A 17,105-nucleotide genomic window follows, 5' to 3' on the forward strand; every position below is an offset into this window, starting at 1 on the left:
CCGCCCGTCCGGGATCCCCTCAACTCAACCCGTCACCGCCCCTACGCCGGATCGATCCGGTAGACGCTGCCGCCGATGGCGAGCACATACAGCTCACCCTCGCCGTCCTGGGCGAACGAGATGACCTCGCCACCGTTGACTCCGAGGTCGCTCTGGCCGGTCACCCGGCCATCGCGCATCCGCAGCGCGCGGACGGTCCCGTCGCAGTAGTCGCTGAAGAGGTACTGCCCCCGGAGCGCCGGGATGTCATCGCCCCGGTAGACATATCCCCCGGTCACCGAGCAGCCCAGCCCGTTGCGTCCGTACTCGTGGACCGGCCGGACATGGTTGGCGGGCTCCGTGCCGCCCCGGAACGGGTGGGTGCCCTCCATCTGGGACCAGCCGTAGTTCTCGCCGCCCGCGCTCCGCCCGGAGGCCCAGTCGATCTCCTCCCAGTCGTTCTGGCCGACATCGCCGATCAGCATGTCCCCCGTACGCGCGTCGAAGGAGAACCGCCACGGGTTGCGCAGCCCGTAGGCCCAGATCTCGTCCCGCGCCGCCGGATCGTCGACGAACGGGTTGTCCCGCGGGATCGCGTACGGCCTGCCGCCCGCCGGATCGATGCGTACGATCTTCCCGAGCAGGGTGCCGAGGTCCTGACCGTAGCCGTGCGGGTCACCGCCCGCGCCGCCGTCACCGAAGGCGATGTAGAGATAGCCGTCGGGGCCGAACCGGATATCACCGCCGTTGTGGTTCGGGTACGGCTGCGTCTGCGTGAGCACGGTCCGCCGGGTCTGCGGCTGGAGTCTGCCGTTCCGCACGGCGAACTCGTCGATGGTGCTGGTGCCTTCGAGGTTGGTGTACGAGATGTAGAAGTGCGCGAACTTCTTGTCGAACGCGATCCCCAGCAGCCCGCGTTCACCGTCGTTCGTGGTCTCCCGGGTGATGTCGAGGACCGGTTGACTGAGCCCCCGCTCCCCCAGGATCCGTACGGTGCCGGGGCGTTCGGCTATCCAGACGGTGCCGCCGGGCCCGGCGGCACCGGCGATGGGATTCGTGGCCCTGGCCACCTGGGTGAGCGCGACCCTCGCCTGCTGGGTCACGTCCGCGGGCTCGTCGGCTGACGCCGTGGTCAGGGCGAGGGACGCGACGAGACAGAGGGTGCCGATGATCGCCGAGCTTCTGGTGGGAACTTTCACCGTGAGCCTCCTGGAGGCGGCGAGTGGGGAGTCACCCGGCTGCCTGGGCGATGTGCTGGAACGTGCCCGGGCGCCAGCACGCAACTGGGTGTGGGGGGTGTGCCGCTGGCTACGGATGAGGATACGGAGGCACGGCGACTTGGCCCAGACCAATACAGGATCCCGCGAGCGCCCGGCGCGTGATACCGACGGGCTCGGCACCACGCGTACCTGACCCGCCGCGGTCGTCCTCCGGCCCGTGGCCCCGCGCGGGACTCCAGGGTCAGTCGCGGAATCGCCTGGGAGATGGCCTCCCTGCGGCCGTTGATGGGCTCGTTCCCGATGATGACCACGGCGATATGGCGGGCGAGCCCGACGGTCGACAGCCCGGTGCGGTCCTCCGGCGGACCGGGGAGGCCGACCCAGACGAGGGCGAACACCAGCGACGGTCCGATGGTCCAGTTCAGGACCGGCGCCTACAGAGGCAGGGACCGTTCGCGGCTGACGGTGCCGAGCCGGTCGTAGCGGACCTTGCCTCCATGGGGATCCATCGGCTACTCGGCGACGTCCACGCCGTAGTCGGCGGCAAGGTCGGCCAGGCCATGGTCGTAGCCCTGCCCAACGGCACGCAGCCGCCACCCCTCTCCTCGGCGGTACAACTCGGCGAGGATCATGGTGCGCTCGGTGGTGGCGGCGTCGAGAGTGGCCCGCGCGGTCGGGGCCGCGCCGATCCCGCGGCTGGACGTAATCTCGATGGCTCCGACGTCGGAGAAGGTCGCGGCACCGTCGATCGCGGCAGCGACGACGATCCGATGGACCTCCAGGGGCAGGCGCTCCAGGTCGACGGTGATGGCCTGCTCTGTGGGGCCCTCCGTGGCGAGACGTACAGTGCCGTCGGGGTGCTCAGGCGCGCCGTAGAAGACGAAGTCCTCATCTCCCGCCACCTGCTCGTGAGCGTCGACCGCGAAGGCGACGACGTCCACGTCACAGACGGTCTGCTGGCGCCATGCGGCAGCCACCGTCCAGGCCGTGCCGGTGTCGGACACATCGATGACAGCCCCTCGGACCAGGACCACCGCTGAGTCCGACGGGGTTCCGGGCGCGCTCTGTGCCGACGCGGGCATCGGTGTGGTCGTGGGTGCGAGGAGCCAGTCGGCGCCGTGGACGCGGAGGCCGAGCGTGACGATACGGCCCATACGCCGGTCGACTTCGCCACCGGGCAGCACGACGACATCGGAGACGCTGGCGGAGAGGTTGACCGCCGCGGAGGCTCCCTGGGTCACAGCACGCTCGCGTGCCTCGGCTGCCTCATCGTGCGTGCCGCCCAGGACCAGCACCCTGCGCCCGGTAAGCGGCCGCTCCGCGTTTGCGGTGCGGGTCGCCGGGGCGGCGGGCCGCTGTTCCGGGAGACTCTGCGTTGGCGTGGGCTGTGTGGTGGACACGTCCACGGGCGTCTCCACCGTACGACGCTGCCGGGCGGCACCCTTGGCCTGGCCGGGCCGCACACTCTCCAGCAGTCGCAGATAAGTCGGCTCGTCGACGAGCGGAACGCCTTCGTCCACGGCTCGACGCAGCTTGGCGGACCCGGCGCTGGGGTCGTTGGTGACAACCGCGCTGGTCTGGCCGCTGACTGAGGTCATCACGTTCAGCCCGGCCGCCACCGAACGGGCGACCAGTTCCTCCCGGGAGACCCGGGTCTCCCCGGTGATGGCGACCTTCATGCCCTGCACCAGCGCCCCGCCCGGCGCCATCCGGCCCGGATTACGGTACGCACAGGGAGTCTTGGGGACGTACGGCTTGTAGTCCTGGCGGGGCGGGCAGTCCAGGAGCGGCAGGGCCAGGCCCAGTTGCTCGGCCGCGCTCAACGAGCCACGCAGGATGCCGGAGAGCACCCGTACGTCGTCCCGCGCGTCGTGGGCCTTCCGCTGGCGCACCCCGTAGTGCTCGGCGAGAGTGCCCAGGGTGAGATCAGGCGTGGCGGGTCCGACCAGCCGGTTGAGTGCCAGTGTGCACAGCCGCCGGCCGACCGGCACCCACGAACGAACGTGGGCGAATTCATGGGCGAGAAAGTCGTAGTCGAACTGCGCGTTGTGGGCGACCAGGACGCGACTGTTGAGCAGCGCCCCCACCTGGGGGGCGATCTCCTCGAAGGTGGGGGCACCCGCGAGACGGGCGGGGGTGAGACCGTGGATGTGCACCGGCCCGGGATCGCAGCCCGGATTCAGGAGCGTGGAGAACTCTCCCGTTCGGTTACCGTAGGCGTCCAGCGTGAGGATCGCCAAGGACAGAACGCGGTCCCGTCCGGGTCGCAGCCCGGAAGTCTCCACATCCACCAGCGCCCAGTCGTGGAAGTAGTCAGGAAGAGTAGGCCACTTCGGGCTCGACGACAGCAGGACCATCAGAGGCTCCCCTCCCCCGGGTGCGGCGGGCGGCACGCCCACTCCACAGTGGTGATCAACCAGTGGGATTCTCGCACGCACCAGGCGCCATTCGTGGTGGTTCTGTGACGGAGAGCCACCTGGGGCCGGGGCTCCGCGGGGGTGGTCATGCTCTGGCGGGGCGGGTCAGCCGAAGGTGAGGGCGTATGCCTGGAGGCCTCCGTCGACGCGGAGTTCGAGGTGGGCCGTGCGGGGCTTCTTGTCGTCGGTGAGCCGGTAGAGGGCCGGTGCCCCGGAGACGGTGAGGGTGCGGGTGGGTTCGCCGTCGACGAGGACGGTGACGCTGCCGGTTCCGGCGAGGACGAGGTTGGCGTTCCGGGCCCGGTAGGTGAGGGCGAGACGGGCGTCAGGTCCGGCGGTGAAGTGTTCGTATCCGGCGGTCCAGGTGCCGTCGAGGGAGAGCCTGTGCCGAGGCAGCGGCCGCTGGGCGAAGCGGTACGCGATGGGTTCGCCGTCGACCAGGGGGGTGCCGGTGTAGCCGCGGATGCGCTGGGTGCTGAGGTAGGTCTCCGGGGTGCGGTCCTGGGTGAGGTCGTCCATGGACCGGCCGGTGGGCTCGGGCAGGGCGACGGTGGGGTCGGCCTGGCGGAGCAGGTCCCGGATCATCGTCTCGGTCTGGTCGTACCGGCCCTCGCCGAACGCGAAGTAGCGGACGGTTCCGTCGGCGTCGATGAGGTACTTGGCGGGCCAGAAGCGGTTGCGGTAGTTGTTCCAGGTGGTGAGGTCGTTGTCGAGGGCGACCGGCCAGGTGACGCCGAGCTTCCGGGCTCCGGCGGCGACATTGCCGCGCTTCTTCTCGAAGACGAACTCCGGTGAGTGGACGCCGATGATCCGCAGCCCGGCGTCCTTGTAGGCGCGGTCCCAGTCGCGCAGATGCGGCGCGGCGCGCTGGCAGTTGATGCAGGAGTAGGTCCAGAAGTCGACCAGCACGACCTTGCCGCGCAGGCTCCTGAGGTCGATGGGCCGACCACCCGGGGTGTTGAGCCAGGAGTCGACGCCCTCGATGGGCGGGGCCTGACCGCAGGAGCGGAGTTCGTCGGCGCCGTCCTCGCACCGGGACAGCTCCTTGTTGGAGTCGTCATAGAGCCCGGACAGCTTCTGCCGGGCGATATCGCTGTCCTCCACCTTCCGCTGGGCGGCGGCGGTGTAGTCGGGCAACGCCCGCTGGAGTGCAGTGGTGAGATCGAAGGCGAGCGCCGCGGCCAGGGCGATCATCAGCAGTCCGGCGGTGATCCGCAGACCCCGGGCACGGGTACGGAAGGCGGCGACGCGGACCGCGACCCGGCGGCCGGCGAGCGCGAACGCGAGCAGCGGGATCGCGGTGCCGACGGCGAAGGAGAGGGTGAGGACGACGATGTCGGCATTGATCTCGCCGCTCGCACCAGCGACGGTGATCGCGGCGAGAACCGGCCCGGCACAGGGGACGTAGAGCACCCCGAGACCGAGCCCGAGGACGAGCGCGCTGCCCTCCTTGTTCACCTGGCGCTGCGGAATCCGGGAGAACGGCCGCTCCAGCAGCCGCTCCACGGCCGGGAAGACCAGCCCGAGTCCGATCAGGACCAGCAGGGTCAGACCGATGTGGCGCAGGATGTCCTCGGGCAGCCCGAGCGCGGAGATGATCGTGACGCCGAGCAGGGTGAAGAGGCTGAAGCTCAGGACGAGCCCGGCGACCACGGCGTAGGGGCGGCGGTCGCCGGGGGCGCGGGAGGGCGCGTCGAGAAGGACGGAGCCCGCGGTGACGGTGCCGCCGCCCCTTCTCCCCGTGGCTCCCGTCGTTCCCGTACTTCCCGAGGTTCCCGTACTTCCCGTACTTCCCGTACTTCCCGAGGTTCCCGTACTCCCTGCACTTCCCGTCGGTGATGGTTCCCCAGCCGTACCACCGGCGAGGAAGACCACGGGGAGCACCGGGAGGATGCACGGGGACACGGCGGTGATGAGACCGCCGAGCAGACCGATCAGGACGAGGGTGAGCATGTTGACCGCCTTGGCCGCTGGAACGCCGGACGCGTCCCCTTGACCGCTCATTCGGACCCGCACCCCGACCGGATGGCACCACGTCGGCTCTGCCGCCGGAATCCGTGCGCGCCCGCCACGGCCCGAACGTCTCCCGGGCTGTCCCGCGCGAATCACCGCGTGTGGATCCGGGGTTCGCGCCGCGCACGCGTAGACCCGCGTTCCGCGCCGCGCGCGTGTGGACCCGCGTTCCGCTCCCGGGGCGCTACGGGACCGGGGGAAGCGAGTGCCGGTCCCCCGCCCCGCCACGGCCGATCGCGACAACCGCGCGGGGCGGGGCCGGAACCACCGGGTAACGCGGACAGGTGGTGGCCCGGTACCGCCCTCGGGGAAGAGGGAGGGCACCGGTCCACCACCTGTCGCGGGGCAGGGGCAGGGGCTGCTACTGGGGCATCAGCACCGTGTCGACGATGTAGACGGTGGCGTTGGAGGTGCTGACATTGCCGCAGACGACGGCGGCGGAGTCGTTGACCCGGTACGACTGACCGGATCCGCTGGCGGTGACCATGCCCTTCTGCAAGGTCTCGAAGGACCCGTTCTCCAGCTGCTCGGGCGTCAGGTTCCGTCCCACCACGTGGTAGGTGAGGATGTCGGTCAGCTTCTTCTTGTCGGCGAGGACCGCGTCGAGATCGGCCTTCGGGATCTTCGCGAACGCGTCGTTCGTCGGAGCGAACACGGTGATGCCCTTGGCGTTGTTGAGGGTGTCCACCAGCCCGGCCTGCTTGACCGCGGCGACCAGCGTGGACAGGGCCGGGTTGTTGGAGGCCGCGGTGGCGACCGGGTCCTTGGCCATCCCGTCGAAGGAACCCGCGCCCTCCTTCGGAACCCCGGCACAGGCCGGGCCGAACGGCTGACCGGATGTCGTCACATCACCGGCCGGCGCCTTGTCGGCCTCGGTCGCCTTCTCGGACGCCGGGGTGGCGGCGGCCTTGGTGTCCGAGTCGGAGTCGGAGCAGGCGACCAGCGCGAAGGGCAGCAGGACGGCCGATGCCACGGCGGTCGCGATACGGCTGACACGCGTACGGTTCATGTTCAATCTCTCCTGGTCGAGGGGGAGTTCACCCGGACGGGGGCCCGGTGGGGGTACGGTTCTCGGCCCGTTCCGCCCGGGGGCGGCAGGGGCATGGAGCGCGCACGGGCCGTGCCGTCCGCCACAGCGGGGCCGGGGCCGTGCCGGGAGAACGGCGGACCGCTGTTCTCCCCGGCAGGGGTGACCACGGCACCCGGCCGGGGGCGGCTGACGTCGGACGTGCTCCATTGCCCGCTATTCGCGGCCACCGGGCCGCCGGATGGGTCGGTCACCCCTTCTGGTGGATCCTGGCCCGTGGTGTGTCCGGCGTTGACGCGGGTGGCACCGGCGGGCGGCTCCAGCGGCCGGGTGGTGCCGACCGTGTGCCGCGGGCGCCGACGCCGATACGGCCTCCGCGGCTGAACACCACGAAGACGCGCCGGGGATCGTGGCGGCGCAGCGAGCCATGCCGCTCGCCCTGGCCGCGAGTCTCGCCGCGGCGGCGTCCTTCGCCGGGCTCGCCGCCTGGCAGCACCAGAGCGGCGAGGATCACCGGGAGCGGGCGCAGCAGAGTCAGCGGCGCCTCGACGGCATCACCACCGTGCTGGCCGCGCCCGACGCCCGGACCGCCCACGGCCGGACCCGTGACGGCGCTCTCACCACGGTCATCACCTCCAGCGGCGAGAACCGGGCCGTCTTCACCGCCAGAGGTCGTGGAACCCTCCGGAGGTTCGCCCCGGCCCACCACACCTCCCCTGCTTCTGATGTCCCTGCCGATCTGACACACCGCCGGGCACCGGCAGGGCGCGTCCGGCCCTGCCGGTGCGGGGGTGTGTCAGGCGCAGTTGATGAGGAGTCCGGTCGTGGCGGTGCAGGTGCGGGACGCGCTGTCGTTGGCGGGGTTGGGGTCGGTCGGTGTGCTGGTGGTACGGGTGGCGGTGACGGTGTAGGGGGTGCCGAGGCTGAGGACGGCGACGGGCACGGTGATCCGGCGGGTGGTGCTGGCGCCGGGGGTGAGGCCGGTGGTGGTGCAGACGGCCTTGCCGGTGGTGAGGGCGCAGTCAGGACTGGTCGACCCGGCGGGCAGGTCCACGCTGACGGTGGCGGCGGCGAGGGTGCGGGGTCCGTGGTTGGTGAGGGTCACGGTGTAGTCGATGCGGCCGTTGAGGAGACCGGGGCGGGGAGTGGCGGTCAGTGCCACCCCCAGGTCGGCGGTGGGGCGCTCGGCGATCGCGATGTCGTTGGGGGTGGTGCCCACGGGGATGGTGCTGGTGGTGTGGGTGGTGGTGTCGATCACGGAGACGGTGGCCGAGTTGCCGTTGGCGGCGTAGACCTGGCCGCCGTCCGGGGTGACGGCCACCCCTCGGGGGGTGATTCCGGAGGCGGTGGTCGCGGTCACGGTGTTGGTCGCGGTGTCGATCGTGGCGACGGTGGCGCCCTGGCCCCGGGAGACGTAGACGCGCGCGCCGTCCGGGGACGCGGCGACATCGTACGGGCCGTCGGTGAGCGGGACGTTGGCGGACACCGAGTTGGTGGCCGTGTCGATCACCGCGACGGAGTTGGAGAAGGGACGGGTGACATAGGCGCGGCCACCGTCGGGGGTGAGGGCGACGCTCTGGGGGAATCCGCCGACGTTGATGGTGGCGGAGACGGTGTTCGTCGCGGTGTCGATCACCGATACCGAGCGGTCGCTGTAGTTGGTGACATAGGCGCGGCTGCCGTCCGGGGAGACGGCCACCCCCTGCGGGGCGCTGCCGACGGTGACGGTGGCGGTCACGGTGTTGGCCGTGGTGTCGATCACCGTCAGCCGCTGGAGGCCGCTGTTGACGACGTAGGCACGGGTCCCGTCGGGCGAGACGGCGATGCCGTTGACTCCGCTGCCGACGGGGATGGTGGCGGTGACCGTCTCCGTCGCGGTGTCGGCCACGGCGACGGACCCGGCGTTCCCGTTGCTCACATAGAGGCGGGAGCCGTCCGGGGAGGCGGCCACGCCCTTGGGGCCGTCGCCGACCGGGAAGGTGGACGTGACGGCGGAGGTGGCGGTGTCGATCACGGAGACCGTGTCATCGCTGTAGTTCGTCACATAGGCGAGCGGTGCTTCGGCGGTGGCCCGTACCGCGGCCGCGGCGGGTGCGGCGTGCGCGGCGGGGGCCATGGCGGTCAGCGAGGCGACGGCCAGTACGCAGGAACCGGTGATCGCGAGAAGTCGGCGGCCGGGCTGCTTCCGGGGCCGCGCAGAGGTGGTCGGCAGGCTCATACGGGGTTCCTCTCCCATCGGGCCCGGCGCGGATGCACGGACGGTGCGACCGGCCAGTGGCCCATGTGGTGATGCGTGGGGCTGCGTCCGCCGCCGCTGCGGCGGAACGTGCGCGGAGCCGTGCCCGGGGTGCCCCGGCTCGGCTCCGAGAGTCGGCCATCCGCGCCCGCGCACCTCCGGCGACGGCCCACCGATGCCCACGTCCCTCCTTCACCACCGGCGGAGCGCCTGGTGATCACTGTGATGCCTCCCGTGCCGACTCGGCCGACACGATCGGTATGACCATGCGAAGGAAGGATTCTCTGGTCGTACGTTTGAATCTTCGGCCGGTACCGCCGGGCGAGGTGACCCGACCACGCGGGCAACTCCGGCGTACGGGGGTTCCTGCGCTGGGGCGAGGAGCACCGGACCCTGGTGCCGTTCCGGACCGCGCGGCGCGACGGCGTCCGGGTCCCCGCACACCGGCCTCGGCACGACCCGCGCCGTCCGTCGATCACGGCGGCGGACAGGGTGCCGGCGCAGGGACCGGTCCCCCGCACACGGTCTCCGTGGACCGCGCCCCTGGACACACAGACATGCGCGCGATCCGACATCGGCTCAGAAACCAGACAAGTGGCTGATTTCCCTCTATGCGCCCCTGCGTGGGCGCAGCACAATCCCCGGTACCGATTCGCCGTTGTCGCCGCGAAATCCACCCATCCACGCACCGGCGCGACCCGGCGCGCGGGAGCGCGACCGCACCATCGTGGCCGCTGCCGCCGACGGGCCGCCCCCGCGTGACCGGAGGTGTCCCATGACCACCAGCCACGAGGTTTCCCTCCCGGTCCTCGACAGCGACGGAGGTGACCGGCTGTACGAGCAGATCGAGGAACTCCGCGCCACCGGGCCCGCCGTGCGGGTCCGGCTGCCCCAGAACGTCATCGCCTGGTCCGTCACACGCGGCGATGTCATCAGGCGGCTGGTCACCCACCCCGATGTCACCAGGAACGCCCGTGACGTCTGGACCGGTTACCAGCCGGGCGCCGTCCCCTGGCTCTCCCCCTGGGTCGACGTCCGTTCCATGGCCACCTCCGAGGGAGCCGAGCACACCCGGTTACGGAGGCTGATCGGCCCCGCGTTCACACCACGGCGCATGGAGTCGCTGCGGCCCTCGATCGAGTCCGTCGTCACCGACCTCCTGAACAGCCTGGAGGCCCTGGAGGACGGCGCGGCGGTGGATCTGCGGGCGCACTTCGCGCACGGTGTGCCGACCCGTGTGATCTGCGATCTCTTCGGCGTTCCCGAGGACCAGCGCCCCGCCATGCTCGCCGTCGTCGACGCGATCCTGGACACCGATGTCCCCCAGGAGAAGTCGGAGCGGATCACGAGCGATCTGAACACCGTCATGCGCCAACTCGTCGAGTCGAAGCGGCACAAGCCCGGCGAGGACATGACCAGCCTGCTGCTCACCGCGCATGAGGGCGACCGGCTCACCGAGACCGAGCTGATCTCCACCCTGCTCCTGATGATCGGCGCCGGAAGCCAGACCACGATCGCACTGATCGGAAACGCCGTCCGGGCGCTTCTCACCCACCGTCAGCAACTCAGCGCGACCCTGGCCGAGCCCGCCCGCTGGGCCGATGTCATCGAGGAGACCCTGCGGCTCCATCCGCCGGTCGTCCATCTTCCGCTGCGGTTCGCGATCCGTGACATCGATCTCGGCGCGGGCGTCACCATAGCGGCCGGGGAGGCCATCCTCATCGGATTCGGGGCACACGGCCGGGACCCGTCGTCCCATCACGCCGCGCACACCTTCGAGATCGACCGCGCGGACCGGGACCACCTGGCCTTCGGCCACGGCATCCACTACTGCCTCGGCGCCCCGCTCGCCCGGCTGGAGGCCGCCATCGCACTCCCCGCCCTCTTCGCCCGCTTCCCCGACATCACCCTCGCGGACGAGGCAAACGCCCCGCACCCACAGCCCTCGTTCATCGGCAACGACGTCCTCACCCTCCCCGTCCTCCTGCGCCCCACCGGCCGCTGACCGCGGCAACGCCCACACCGCGCCTCGACAGAACCTCGGGTCAGGAGAGCTTTGCCGCACCGACTCCAGAATCGCCACGCGCCCCCGGTCACATCAAGCGGAAGTGTCGTCATCGCAGGCCAACACGGCCGTACGGCTTATCGGGACGAAGGTTCGGCGGCCTGGAGCGTCAGACGGGCGTCAGGGAGCAGAGCGCATCTCGTCCGAACGAGCTGCGGCCTCGGGATGTCCGCACGAGGGGGCGCCCCCGCCCCTTCAGACCTTCTCGGCAATCACCCGCGCGTGTTCAGCCGTGAGCAGCTCGATGTCTTCCACGTCGGAGGTCAGGATGGTCACCCTGCCTGGCTGTGCCAGCGCTGTGGCACACAGGATGGCGTCGATGGCGTACGTGTGACCGTGCAGGCCCGCCGTCCGGAGGAGGGCGGCAGCGGAGTGGGCGAAGGCTTGGGTGACCGGCTCCACGCGGAGCCGGGACAGCGCCCACTTCAGGGCGGCGTCATTGATGCGCGGGTGGATGACGTCCACCAGCACCGCCGCCGAGGTGATCACCGGAAGATCCGCTTCTCGGGCTGCTGTGAGCCACTCGCGGACCTCCCGGTCCCGCTGCACGGCCTTTGCCAGCCCCTCGCTGTCCAGGACCAGGGAACCGCTCACGCGGCCACCCCACCTTGGGTGGCGGGGCCGGTGAGCTTGGCGCGCTTGGCAGCCACGGCTTCCGGATCGGCCTGACCGTGCTGCTTGTCGAATTCGGCGATGAGCTCGTCCAGGTTGTCGCGCTCGATCTGGCGTTGCGCGGCCCGTTCGAGGTACGCGGAGACTCCGCGTTTGCCGACCTTCTCGCGGATGACCTGGAGTGTCCCGGCGGCCAGGGTGACGGAGATGCCGCTTACTGGGGCCGTCGCCGGGCTGGACGTCGCTGTCGTCCACCATGCCCAGGAGTATGGCATTCACAATGCCATACGGGCACCTCGGATCGGTTCGACCGCCGGCCCGATCGGGCCGGCCTGCCGATATCGCCCGCGACGCCCCTCACGCGCATCGGTAAAACCGCAGCTCAGGCGTCCTTCTTCACCGGCTCCAGAATCGCCACGCACTCCACGTGGTGCGTCATCGGGAACAGGTCGAACGCCCGCAGTGTCCGGACCCGGTAGCCCGCGCCCTGGAAGTACCCCAGGTCCCGGGCCAGGGCCGCCGGGTCGCATGCCACGTAGGCGATGCGGCGGGCGCCCAGGGCGGCGAGCCGGCGGACGGTCTGCTGGCCCGCGCCCGCGCGGGGCGGGTCCAGGACGATCAGGTCGGCGTCGGTGATGCCGGTGCGCGGGAGGACGTCCTCCACCCGGCCCGCCTCGACGCGGACGCGGTCCAGGTCGCGGAGGTTGTGGCGGGCGTCCTCGACGGCGCGCTTGGAGGACTCGATGGCGAGGACGGCGCCGCGGTCGCCGACGCGTTCGGCGATGGCGCCCGCGAAGAGGCCGACACCGCAGTAGAGGTCGAGGGCCATCTCGCCCTTGCGGGGCATCAGGCCCTGCATGACGGCCTTGACGAGGGTGTCGGCGGCCTGGGGGTGGACCTGCCAGAAGCCGCCGGAGCTGACGCGGTAGGTGCGGCCGTCGGCGCGTTCGCGGACGAAGGCGCGGCCGTGGACGCGGTGCACGCCGCCGTCGCGTTCGTCGACACGCAGGACGGAGACGGGGCGGTCGAGCTCGACCAGGGGGAGGCGGCCGCCGGGGGCGGGGGTGAGGATGACCTGGCGGTCATGGGAGCCGGTGGCGGAGATCGCCTCGACGGAGGCCATCTGGGGCCAGCTGCGCCGCTCGACGCCGAGTTCGGTGACACCGGGGGCGGCGATCAGGCACTGGTCGACCGGCTCGACGTCGTGGGAGCGGTGGCGGCGCAGGCCCGCGCGGCCCTCGGGGTCGATGGCGTACTGGACCCGGGTGCGCCAGGCGGGGACCTGTCCGGCCGGGAGCTTGTCGCCCTCGGCGGGCATCACGGTGCCGTCCCAGCCCGCTTCCTCGGGGGTGAGGCCCGCGAGGCGCTGGAGCTGTTCGGCGAGGACCTCGCCCTTGAGGCGGCGCTGGGCGCCGGGCTTGGCGTGCTGCCAGTCGCAGCCGCCGCAGCGGCCGGGGCCGGAGAAGGGGCAGGGGGCCTCGACGCGGTCCTTGGAGGCTTCGATGATCCGTACCGCGTCGGCGCGCAGAAAGCGGGAGTCCTCGTCACCCTCGGTCACACGGGCCACGATCCGTTCGCCGGGCAGGGTGTGCCGGACGAAGAGGACCCGGCCGCCCTCGGTGCGGGCGACGCAGTGGCCGCCGTGGGCGACGGGGCCCACCTCCACCTCGTACTCCTCCCCGATGAGGGAGGCCGCCGCCGGTGTCTGCTGGGGGCGGGTCCCGGCCGGTGCCTTCGAGCGGTTCGGCGTGTGGTGCTGGGCGGCCATGGCGCGGGACTCCAGGGGGTGGGGAGGAAAGAGAGGGGCAGCCCACCAGTCTACGGGGCCTGACGGCCCCGGGATCCGGCCTCCTGGTCACGGAGGGTGGCGGCCGCGCTACTCGTCCCGCTCGTGCACCGGCCCCCGCCGCACCGAGCCCGGCGCGTTCCAGTCCTGGCGCCTGCGCGCCCGTTTGCGGGCCTTCTCCGAGGAGACCAGCTGGTAGGGGACGGACGTCACCATCACGCCCGGGGTGAAGAGCAGCCGTCCCTTGAGCCGGAGCGCGCTCTGGTTGTGCAGCAGATGCTCGTACCAGTGCCCCACCACGTACTCCGGGATCAGCACGCTGACCACGTCGCGCGGGCTCTCGCGGCGCAGCCCCCGTACGTACTCCACCACCGGGCGGGTGATCTCCCGGTACGGGGAGTCGAGGATCTTCAGCGGCACGTTGATGCCCCGGCGCTCCCACTCGGTCCGCAGGGCCCGGGTCTCGGCCGCGTCGACGCTGATGGAGAGGGCCTCCAGCTTGTCGGTGCGCAGCAGCTGGGCGTAGGCGAGGGCCCGCAGGGTGGGCCGGTGGACCTTGGAGACCAGGACGATGGCGTGCACCCGCGAGGGGCGGACGCTGTCGTCGCTGGGGGTGTCGGCCGCGGCGATCTCCTCGGCGACACGGTCGTAGTGGCGGCGGACGGCGCTCATCAGGACGTAGAAGATGACCATGCCCAGCAGGGCCACCCAGGCGCCGTGGGTGAACTTGGTGGCGAGGACGACGACCAGCACCAGGCCGGTGAAGAAGGCGCCGAAGGCGTTGATGGCCCGGGAGCGGACCATACGACGGCGTACGGCCGGGTTCTTCTCGGTCCGCAGATGGCGGTTCCAGTGGCGGACCATGCCGGTCTGGCTGAGGGTGAAGGAGACGAAGACCCCGACGATATAGAGCTGGATCAGCTTGGTGGAGTCGGCGCCGTAGGCCACGACCAGCGCGGCGGCGGTGCCCGCGAGCAGGACGATGCCGTTGGAGAAGGCGAGCCGGTCGCCGCGGGTGTGGAGCTGGCGGGGCAGATAGCGGTCCTGCGCCAGTATCGAGCCGAGCAGCGGGAAGCCGTTGTAGGCGGTGTTCGCGGCCAGGAAGAGGACGAGCGCGGTGGCGGCGGCGAGCAGCACGAAGAAGAACGTGCCATCGCCGAAGACGGCGGCCGCGACCTGCGAGATCACCGGGTTCTGCACATAGTCGTCGCCGACCGGCACGCCGTCCTTGAGCAGGTCGTGGCCGGGGTTCTCGGCCATCTTCACATCGCTGGCCATGGCCAGGCCGATGATCCCGCAGAACATGGTGACGGCGAGCAGTCCCATCAGCGCCAGGGTGGTGGCCGCGTTTTTGGACTTGGGCTTGCGGAAGGCGGGGACGCCGTTGCTGATGGCCTCCACTCCGGTGAGCGCGGCACAGCCGGAGGAGAAGGCCCGCAGCAGCAGGAAGACCAGGGCGAATCCGGCCAGCCCGGCCTCCTCCGCCTTGATCTCGAAATCCGCGGTCGGCGCCTTCATGGTGTGTCCGAGGACGAGCCCCTGGTAGGCGCCCCAGGCGATCATGAGGAAGACCCCGGTGACGAAGACATAGGTCGGGATCGCGAAGAGCTTTCCGGACTCTCGTACTCCGCGGAGGTTCATCACGGTCAGCAGGGCGATGATGGCGACCGCGACCAGCACCTTGTGCTCGACCACGAAGGGGATGGCCGAGCCCAGGTTCTCCACCCCGGAGGAGATGGAGACCGCCACGGTCAGCACGTAGTCGACCAGCAGCGCGCTGGCGACGGTGAGTCCCGCCCGGGGGCCGAGGTTGGTGTTGGCGACCTCGTAGTCCCCGCCGCCGCTGGGGTAGGCGTGGACGTTCTGGCGGTAGGAGGCGACCACCGTGAACATCAGGACCACCACGGCCAGCGCGATCCAGGGGCTGTACTGGTAGGCCGACACTCCCGCGATCGACAGCACCAGCAGGACCTCACCCGGCGCGTACGCCACGGAGGAGAGCGGGTCGGAGGCGAAGACGGGCAGCGCGATGCGCTTGGGAAGGAGCGTTTCTCCCAGCCTGTCACTGCGCAGCGCCCTGCCGATGAGGATGCGTTTGGGCAGGTCGGTCAGTTTGGACACGGAGAGGATCGTAAGGGCTTCAAAACGTCCTCGCCCACCACCGCTCCGGGCCACTCAGCGGAATCTTTGACTCCCCTCAGGGTGGGATCAGACCAGGTATCCCAAGGCATATGCCGTGTGTGTAGCTTGGGCGCGGGTCTGAGACCCTTTGAGTCAGGGCTTCTTTATTTTTGAGTAAAGAAGACCAAGAACAGCCAGGAACAGCTCGGTATAGGTCGGCACAGGCCGGTACCGACCAGGAACAGTGGCAGCCGGAAGGACGGTCGTGCACATCGTCATCATGGGATGCGGGCGAGTGGGAGCCGCTCTCGCGCAGACCCTGGAGCAGCAGGGGCACACGGTCGCGGTCATCGACCGGGACCCCACGGCCTTCCGCCGTCTGGGCTCCGGTTTCGGCGGACGCCGGGTCACCGGGGTCGGGTTCGACCAGGACACCCTGCGCGAGGCGGGGATCGAGGAGGCGGGCGCGTTCGCGGCCGTCAGCAGCGGAGACAACTCCAACATCATCGCGGCCCGGGTGGCCCGCGAGATGTTCAACATCGAGAACGTCGCGGCCCGGATCTACGACCCCCGCCGCGCCGAGGTCTACCAGCGGCTGGGCATCCCCACCGTCGCCACGGTCCGCTGGACCGCCGACCAGATGCTGCGGCGGCTGCTGCCGTCGGGCGCCGAGCCGCTCTGGCGTGACCCGAGCGGCGGGGTCCAGCTCGCCGAGGTCCACACCTCGCCCGCCTGGATCGGGCACAAGGTCAGCAGGCTCCAGGAGGAGACCGGGGTCAGGGTCGCGTTCCTGACCCGGCTGGGCGAGGCGGTACTGCCGACCTCCCAGACAGTCCTCCAGGAGGGCGACCTGGTGCACGTCATGATGCGGACGGACGAGATCGAGAAGATCGAGGCCGCCTGCGCCGAAGGACCCGAGGAGGGCGGTCACTGATGCGCGTCGCTATCGCGGGCGCCGGGGCGGTGGGCCGGTCCATCGCCGGGGAGCTGCTGGAGAACGGGCACGAGGTGCTGCTGGTCGACAAGGCGCCGACCGCGATCTCGGTGGAGCGGGTACCGCAGGCGGAGTGGCTGCTGGCCGACGCCTGTGAGATCACCTCCCTGGACGAGGCCGCGCTCCAGCGCTGCCATGTGGTCATCGCCGCCACCGGGGACGACAAGGTCAATCTGGTCGTCTCCCTGCTGGCGAAGACCGAGTACGCGGTGCCGCGCGTCGTCGCCCGCGTCAACAACCCGAAGAACGAGTGGCTCTTCAACGAGTCCTGGGGCGTCGATGTCGCCGTCTCCACGCCCCGGCTGATGTCGGCCCTGGTGGAGGAGGCCGTCAGCGTCGGCGACCTGGTCCGGCTGCTGCGCTTCAGCCATGGCGACGCCAATCTGGTGGAGCTGACCCTGCCGCCGGAGTCCGCCGTCTCCGGCACCCGGGTCGGGGACGTCGACTGGCCGGTGGACACCTCCCTGGTGACGATCATCCGCGGGTCGCGGGTGCTCACCCCGAGCCCGGAGGAGACCCTGGAGGCGGGCGACGAGCTGCTCTTCGTCGCGGCACAGGCCCGCGAGGAGCAGCTGGAGGAGCTGCTGTCGGTCCGCCGCGAGGACTGAGCGGAGCACAGACCTACGGGGCGGGGC

General features: G+C 70.9%; 12 protein-coding genes. 3 read left to right on the forward strand and 9 right to left on the reverse strand.

All coding sequences use genetic code 11. The features are described 5' to 3' along the window. Nucleotides 1-41 precede the first annotated feature (41 nt). The 5 genes from ACFVIM_RS22385 to ACFVIM_RS22405 form a co-directional block, all read right to left on the reverse strand. Nucleotides 42-1,178, reverse strand: a complete 1,137-nt coding sequence (locus ACFVIM_RS22385; protein WP_384303983.1) for a PQQ-dependent sugar dehydrogenase — start codon at nt 1,176-1,178, stop codon at nt 42-44. A gap of 533 nt (nt 1,179-1,711) precedes the next feature. Then, nucleotides 1,712-3,556, reverse strand: a complete 1,845-nt coding sequence (locus ACFVIM_RS22390) for a TerD family protein (protein WP_384303985.1) — start codon at nt 3,554-3,556, stop codon at nt 1,712-1,714. Between the two features lie 165 nt (nt 3,557-3,721). Continuing rightward, the gene (locus ACFVIM_RS22395) at nt 3,722-5,620 is read right to left on the reverse strand and encodes a cytochrome c biogenesis protein CcdA (protein ID WP_384303988.1); all 1,899 of its coding nucleotides are present in this window, start codon (nt 5,618-5,620) and stop codon (nt 3,722-3,724) included. A gap of 370 nt (nt 5,621-5,990) precedes the next feature. Then, nucleotides 5,991-6,638, reverse strand: coding sequence for a fasciclin domain-containing protein (locus ACFVIM_RS22400; protein WP_384303991.1), 648 nt, complete (start codon nt 6,636-6,638; stop codon nt 5,991-5,993). Nucleotides 6,639-7,452: 814 nt separating this feature from the next. Beyond that, nucleotides 7,453-8,874, reverse strand: coding sequence for a beta-propeller fold lactonase family protein (locus tag ACFVIM_RS22405; protein WP_384303994.1), 1,422 nt, complete (start codon nt 8,872-8,874; stop codon nt 7,453-7,455). Between the two features lie 793 nt (nt 8,875-9,667). Between ACFVIM_RS22405 and ACFVIM_RS22410 the strand changes: the two genes are divergently transcribed. Further along, on the forward strand, nt 9,668-10,897 hold the full coding sequence (locus ACFVIM_RS22410) for a cytochrome P450 (protein WP_384303997.1): 1,230 nt from the start codon (nt 9,668-9,670) through the stop codon (nt 10,895-10,897). A gap of 255 nt (nt 10,898-11,152) precedes the next feature. Here ACFVIM_RS22410 and ACFVIM_RS22415 read toward each other — a convergent pair whose 3' ends face one another. From ACFVIM_RS22415 to ACFVIM_RS22430, 4 genes are all read right to left on the reverse strand, one after another. Next, on the reverse strand, nt 11,153-11,551 hold the full coding sequence (locus tag ACFVIM_RS22415; protein WP_384304000.1) for a DNA-binding protein: 399 nt from the start codon (nt 11,549-11,551) through the stop codon (nt 11,153-11,155). Further along, on the reverse strand, nt 11,548-11,844 hold the full coding sequence (locus ACFVIM_RS22420) for a hypothetical protein (protein WP_384304003.1): 297 nt from the start codon (nt 11,842-11,844) through the stop codon (nt 11,548-11,550). Before ACFVIM_RS22420 ends, ACFVIM_RS22415 begins: the two co-directional genes overlap by 4 nt. Nucleotides 11,845-11,951: 107 nt before the next feature. Next, nucleotides 11,952-13,337, reverse strand: a complete 1,386-nt coding sequence (locus tag ACFVIM_RS22425; protein WP_384304006.1) for a class I SAM-dependent RNA methyltransferase — start codon at nt 13,335-13,337, stop codon at nt 11,952-11,954. A gap of 108 nt (nt 13,338-13,445) precedes the next feature. Then, nucleotides 13,446-15,476 (reverse strand): APC family permease, encoded by a 2,031-nt coding sequence (locus tag ACFVIM_RS22430; RefSeq protein WP_384304009.1) that lies wholly within the window; start codon nt 15,474-15,476, stop codon nt 13,446-13,448. Between the two features lie 265 nt (nt 15,477-15,741). Here ACFVIM_RS22430 and ACFVIM_RS22435 point away from each other — a divergent pair, with 265 nt between their 5' ends. Then, the gene (locus ACFVIM_RS22435) at nt 15,742-16,410 is read left to right on the forward strand and encodes a potassium channel family protein (protein WP_384304012.1); all 669 of its coding nucleotides are present in this window, start codon (nt 15,742-15,744) and stop codon (nt 16,408-16,410) included. Next, nucleotides 16,410-17,078 carry a potassium channel family protein gene (locus tag ACFVIM_RS22440; protein WP_384304015.1) on the forward strand — a complete coding sequence of 223 codons (669 nt, stop codon included), beginning with the start codon at nt 16,410-16,412 and terminating at the stop codon, nt 17,076-17,078. The genes ACFVIM_RS22435 and ACFVIM_RS22440 overlap by 1 nt, the downstream gene beginning before the upstream one ends. The last annotated feature ends 27 nt before the right edge of the window (nt 17,079-17,105 follow it).

This window comes from Streptomyces sp. NPDC057638 (assembly GCF_042800315.1).
Lineage (GTDB): Bacteria > Actinomycetota > Actinomycetes > Streptomycetales > Streptomycetaceae > Streptomyces.

What these genes read in the sequence shown, in the direction of transcription:
- ACFVIM_RS22390 (WP_384303985.1), bottom strand. Translation starts at nt 3,556, where the DNA reads ATGGTCCTGCTGTCGTCGAGCCCGAAGTGGCCTACTCTTCCTGACTAC.
- ACFVIM_RS22395 (WP_384303988.1), bottom strand. Translation starts at nt 5,620, where the DNA reads ATGAGCGGTCAAGGGGACGCGTCCGGCGTTCCAGCGGCCAAGGCGGTC.
- ACFVIM_RS22400 (WP_384303991.1), bottom strand. Translation starts at nt 6,638, where the DNA reads ATGAACCGTACGCGTGTCAGCCGTATCGCGACCGCCGTGGCATCGGCC.
- ACFVIM_RS22405 (WP_384303994.1), bottom strand. Translation starts at nt 8,874, where the DNA reads ATGAGCCTGCCGACCACCTCTGCGCGGCCCCGGAAGCAGCCCGGCCGC.
- ACFVIM_RS22410 (WP_384303997.1), top strand. Translation starts at nt 9,668, where the DNA reads ATGACCACCAGCCACGAGGTTTCCCTCCCGGTCCTCGACAGCGACGGA.
- ACFVIM_RS22420 (WP_384304003.1), bottom strand. Translation starts at nt 11,844, where the DNA reads ATGCCATACTCCTGGGCATGGTGGACGACAGCGACGTCCAGCCCGGCG.
- ACFVIM_RS22425 (WP_384304006.1), bottom strand. Translation starts at nt 13,337, where the DNA reads ATGGCCGCCCAGCACCACACGCCGAACCGCTCGAAGGCACCGGCCGGG.
- ACFVIM_RS22440 (WP_384304015.1), top strand. Translation starts at nt 16,410, where the DNA reads ATGCGCGTCGCTATCGCGGGCGCCGGGGCGGTGGGCCGGTCCATCGCC.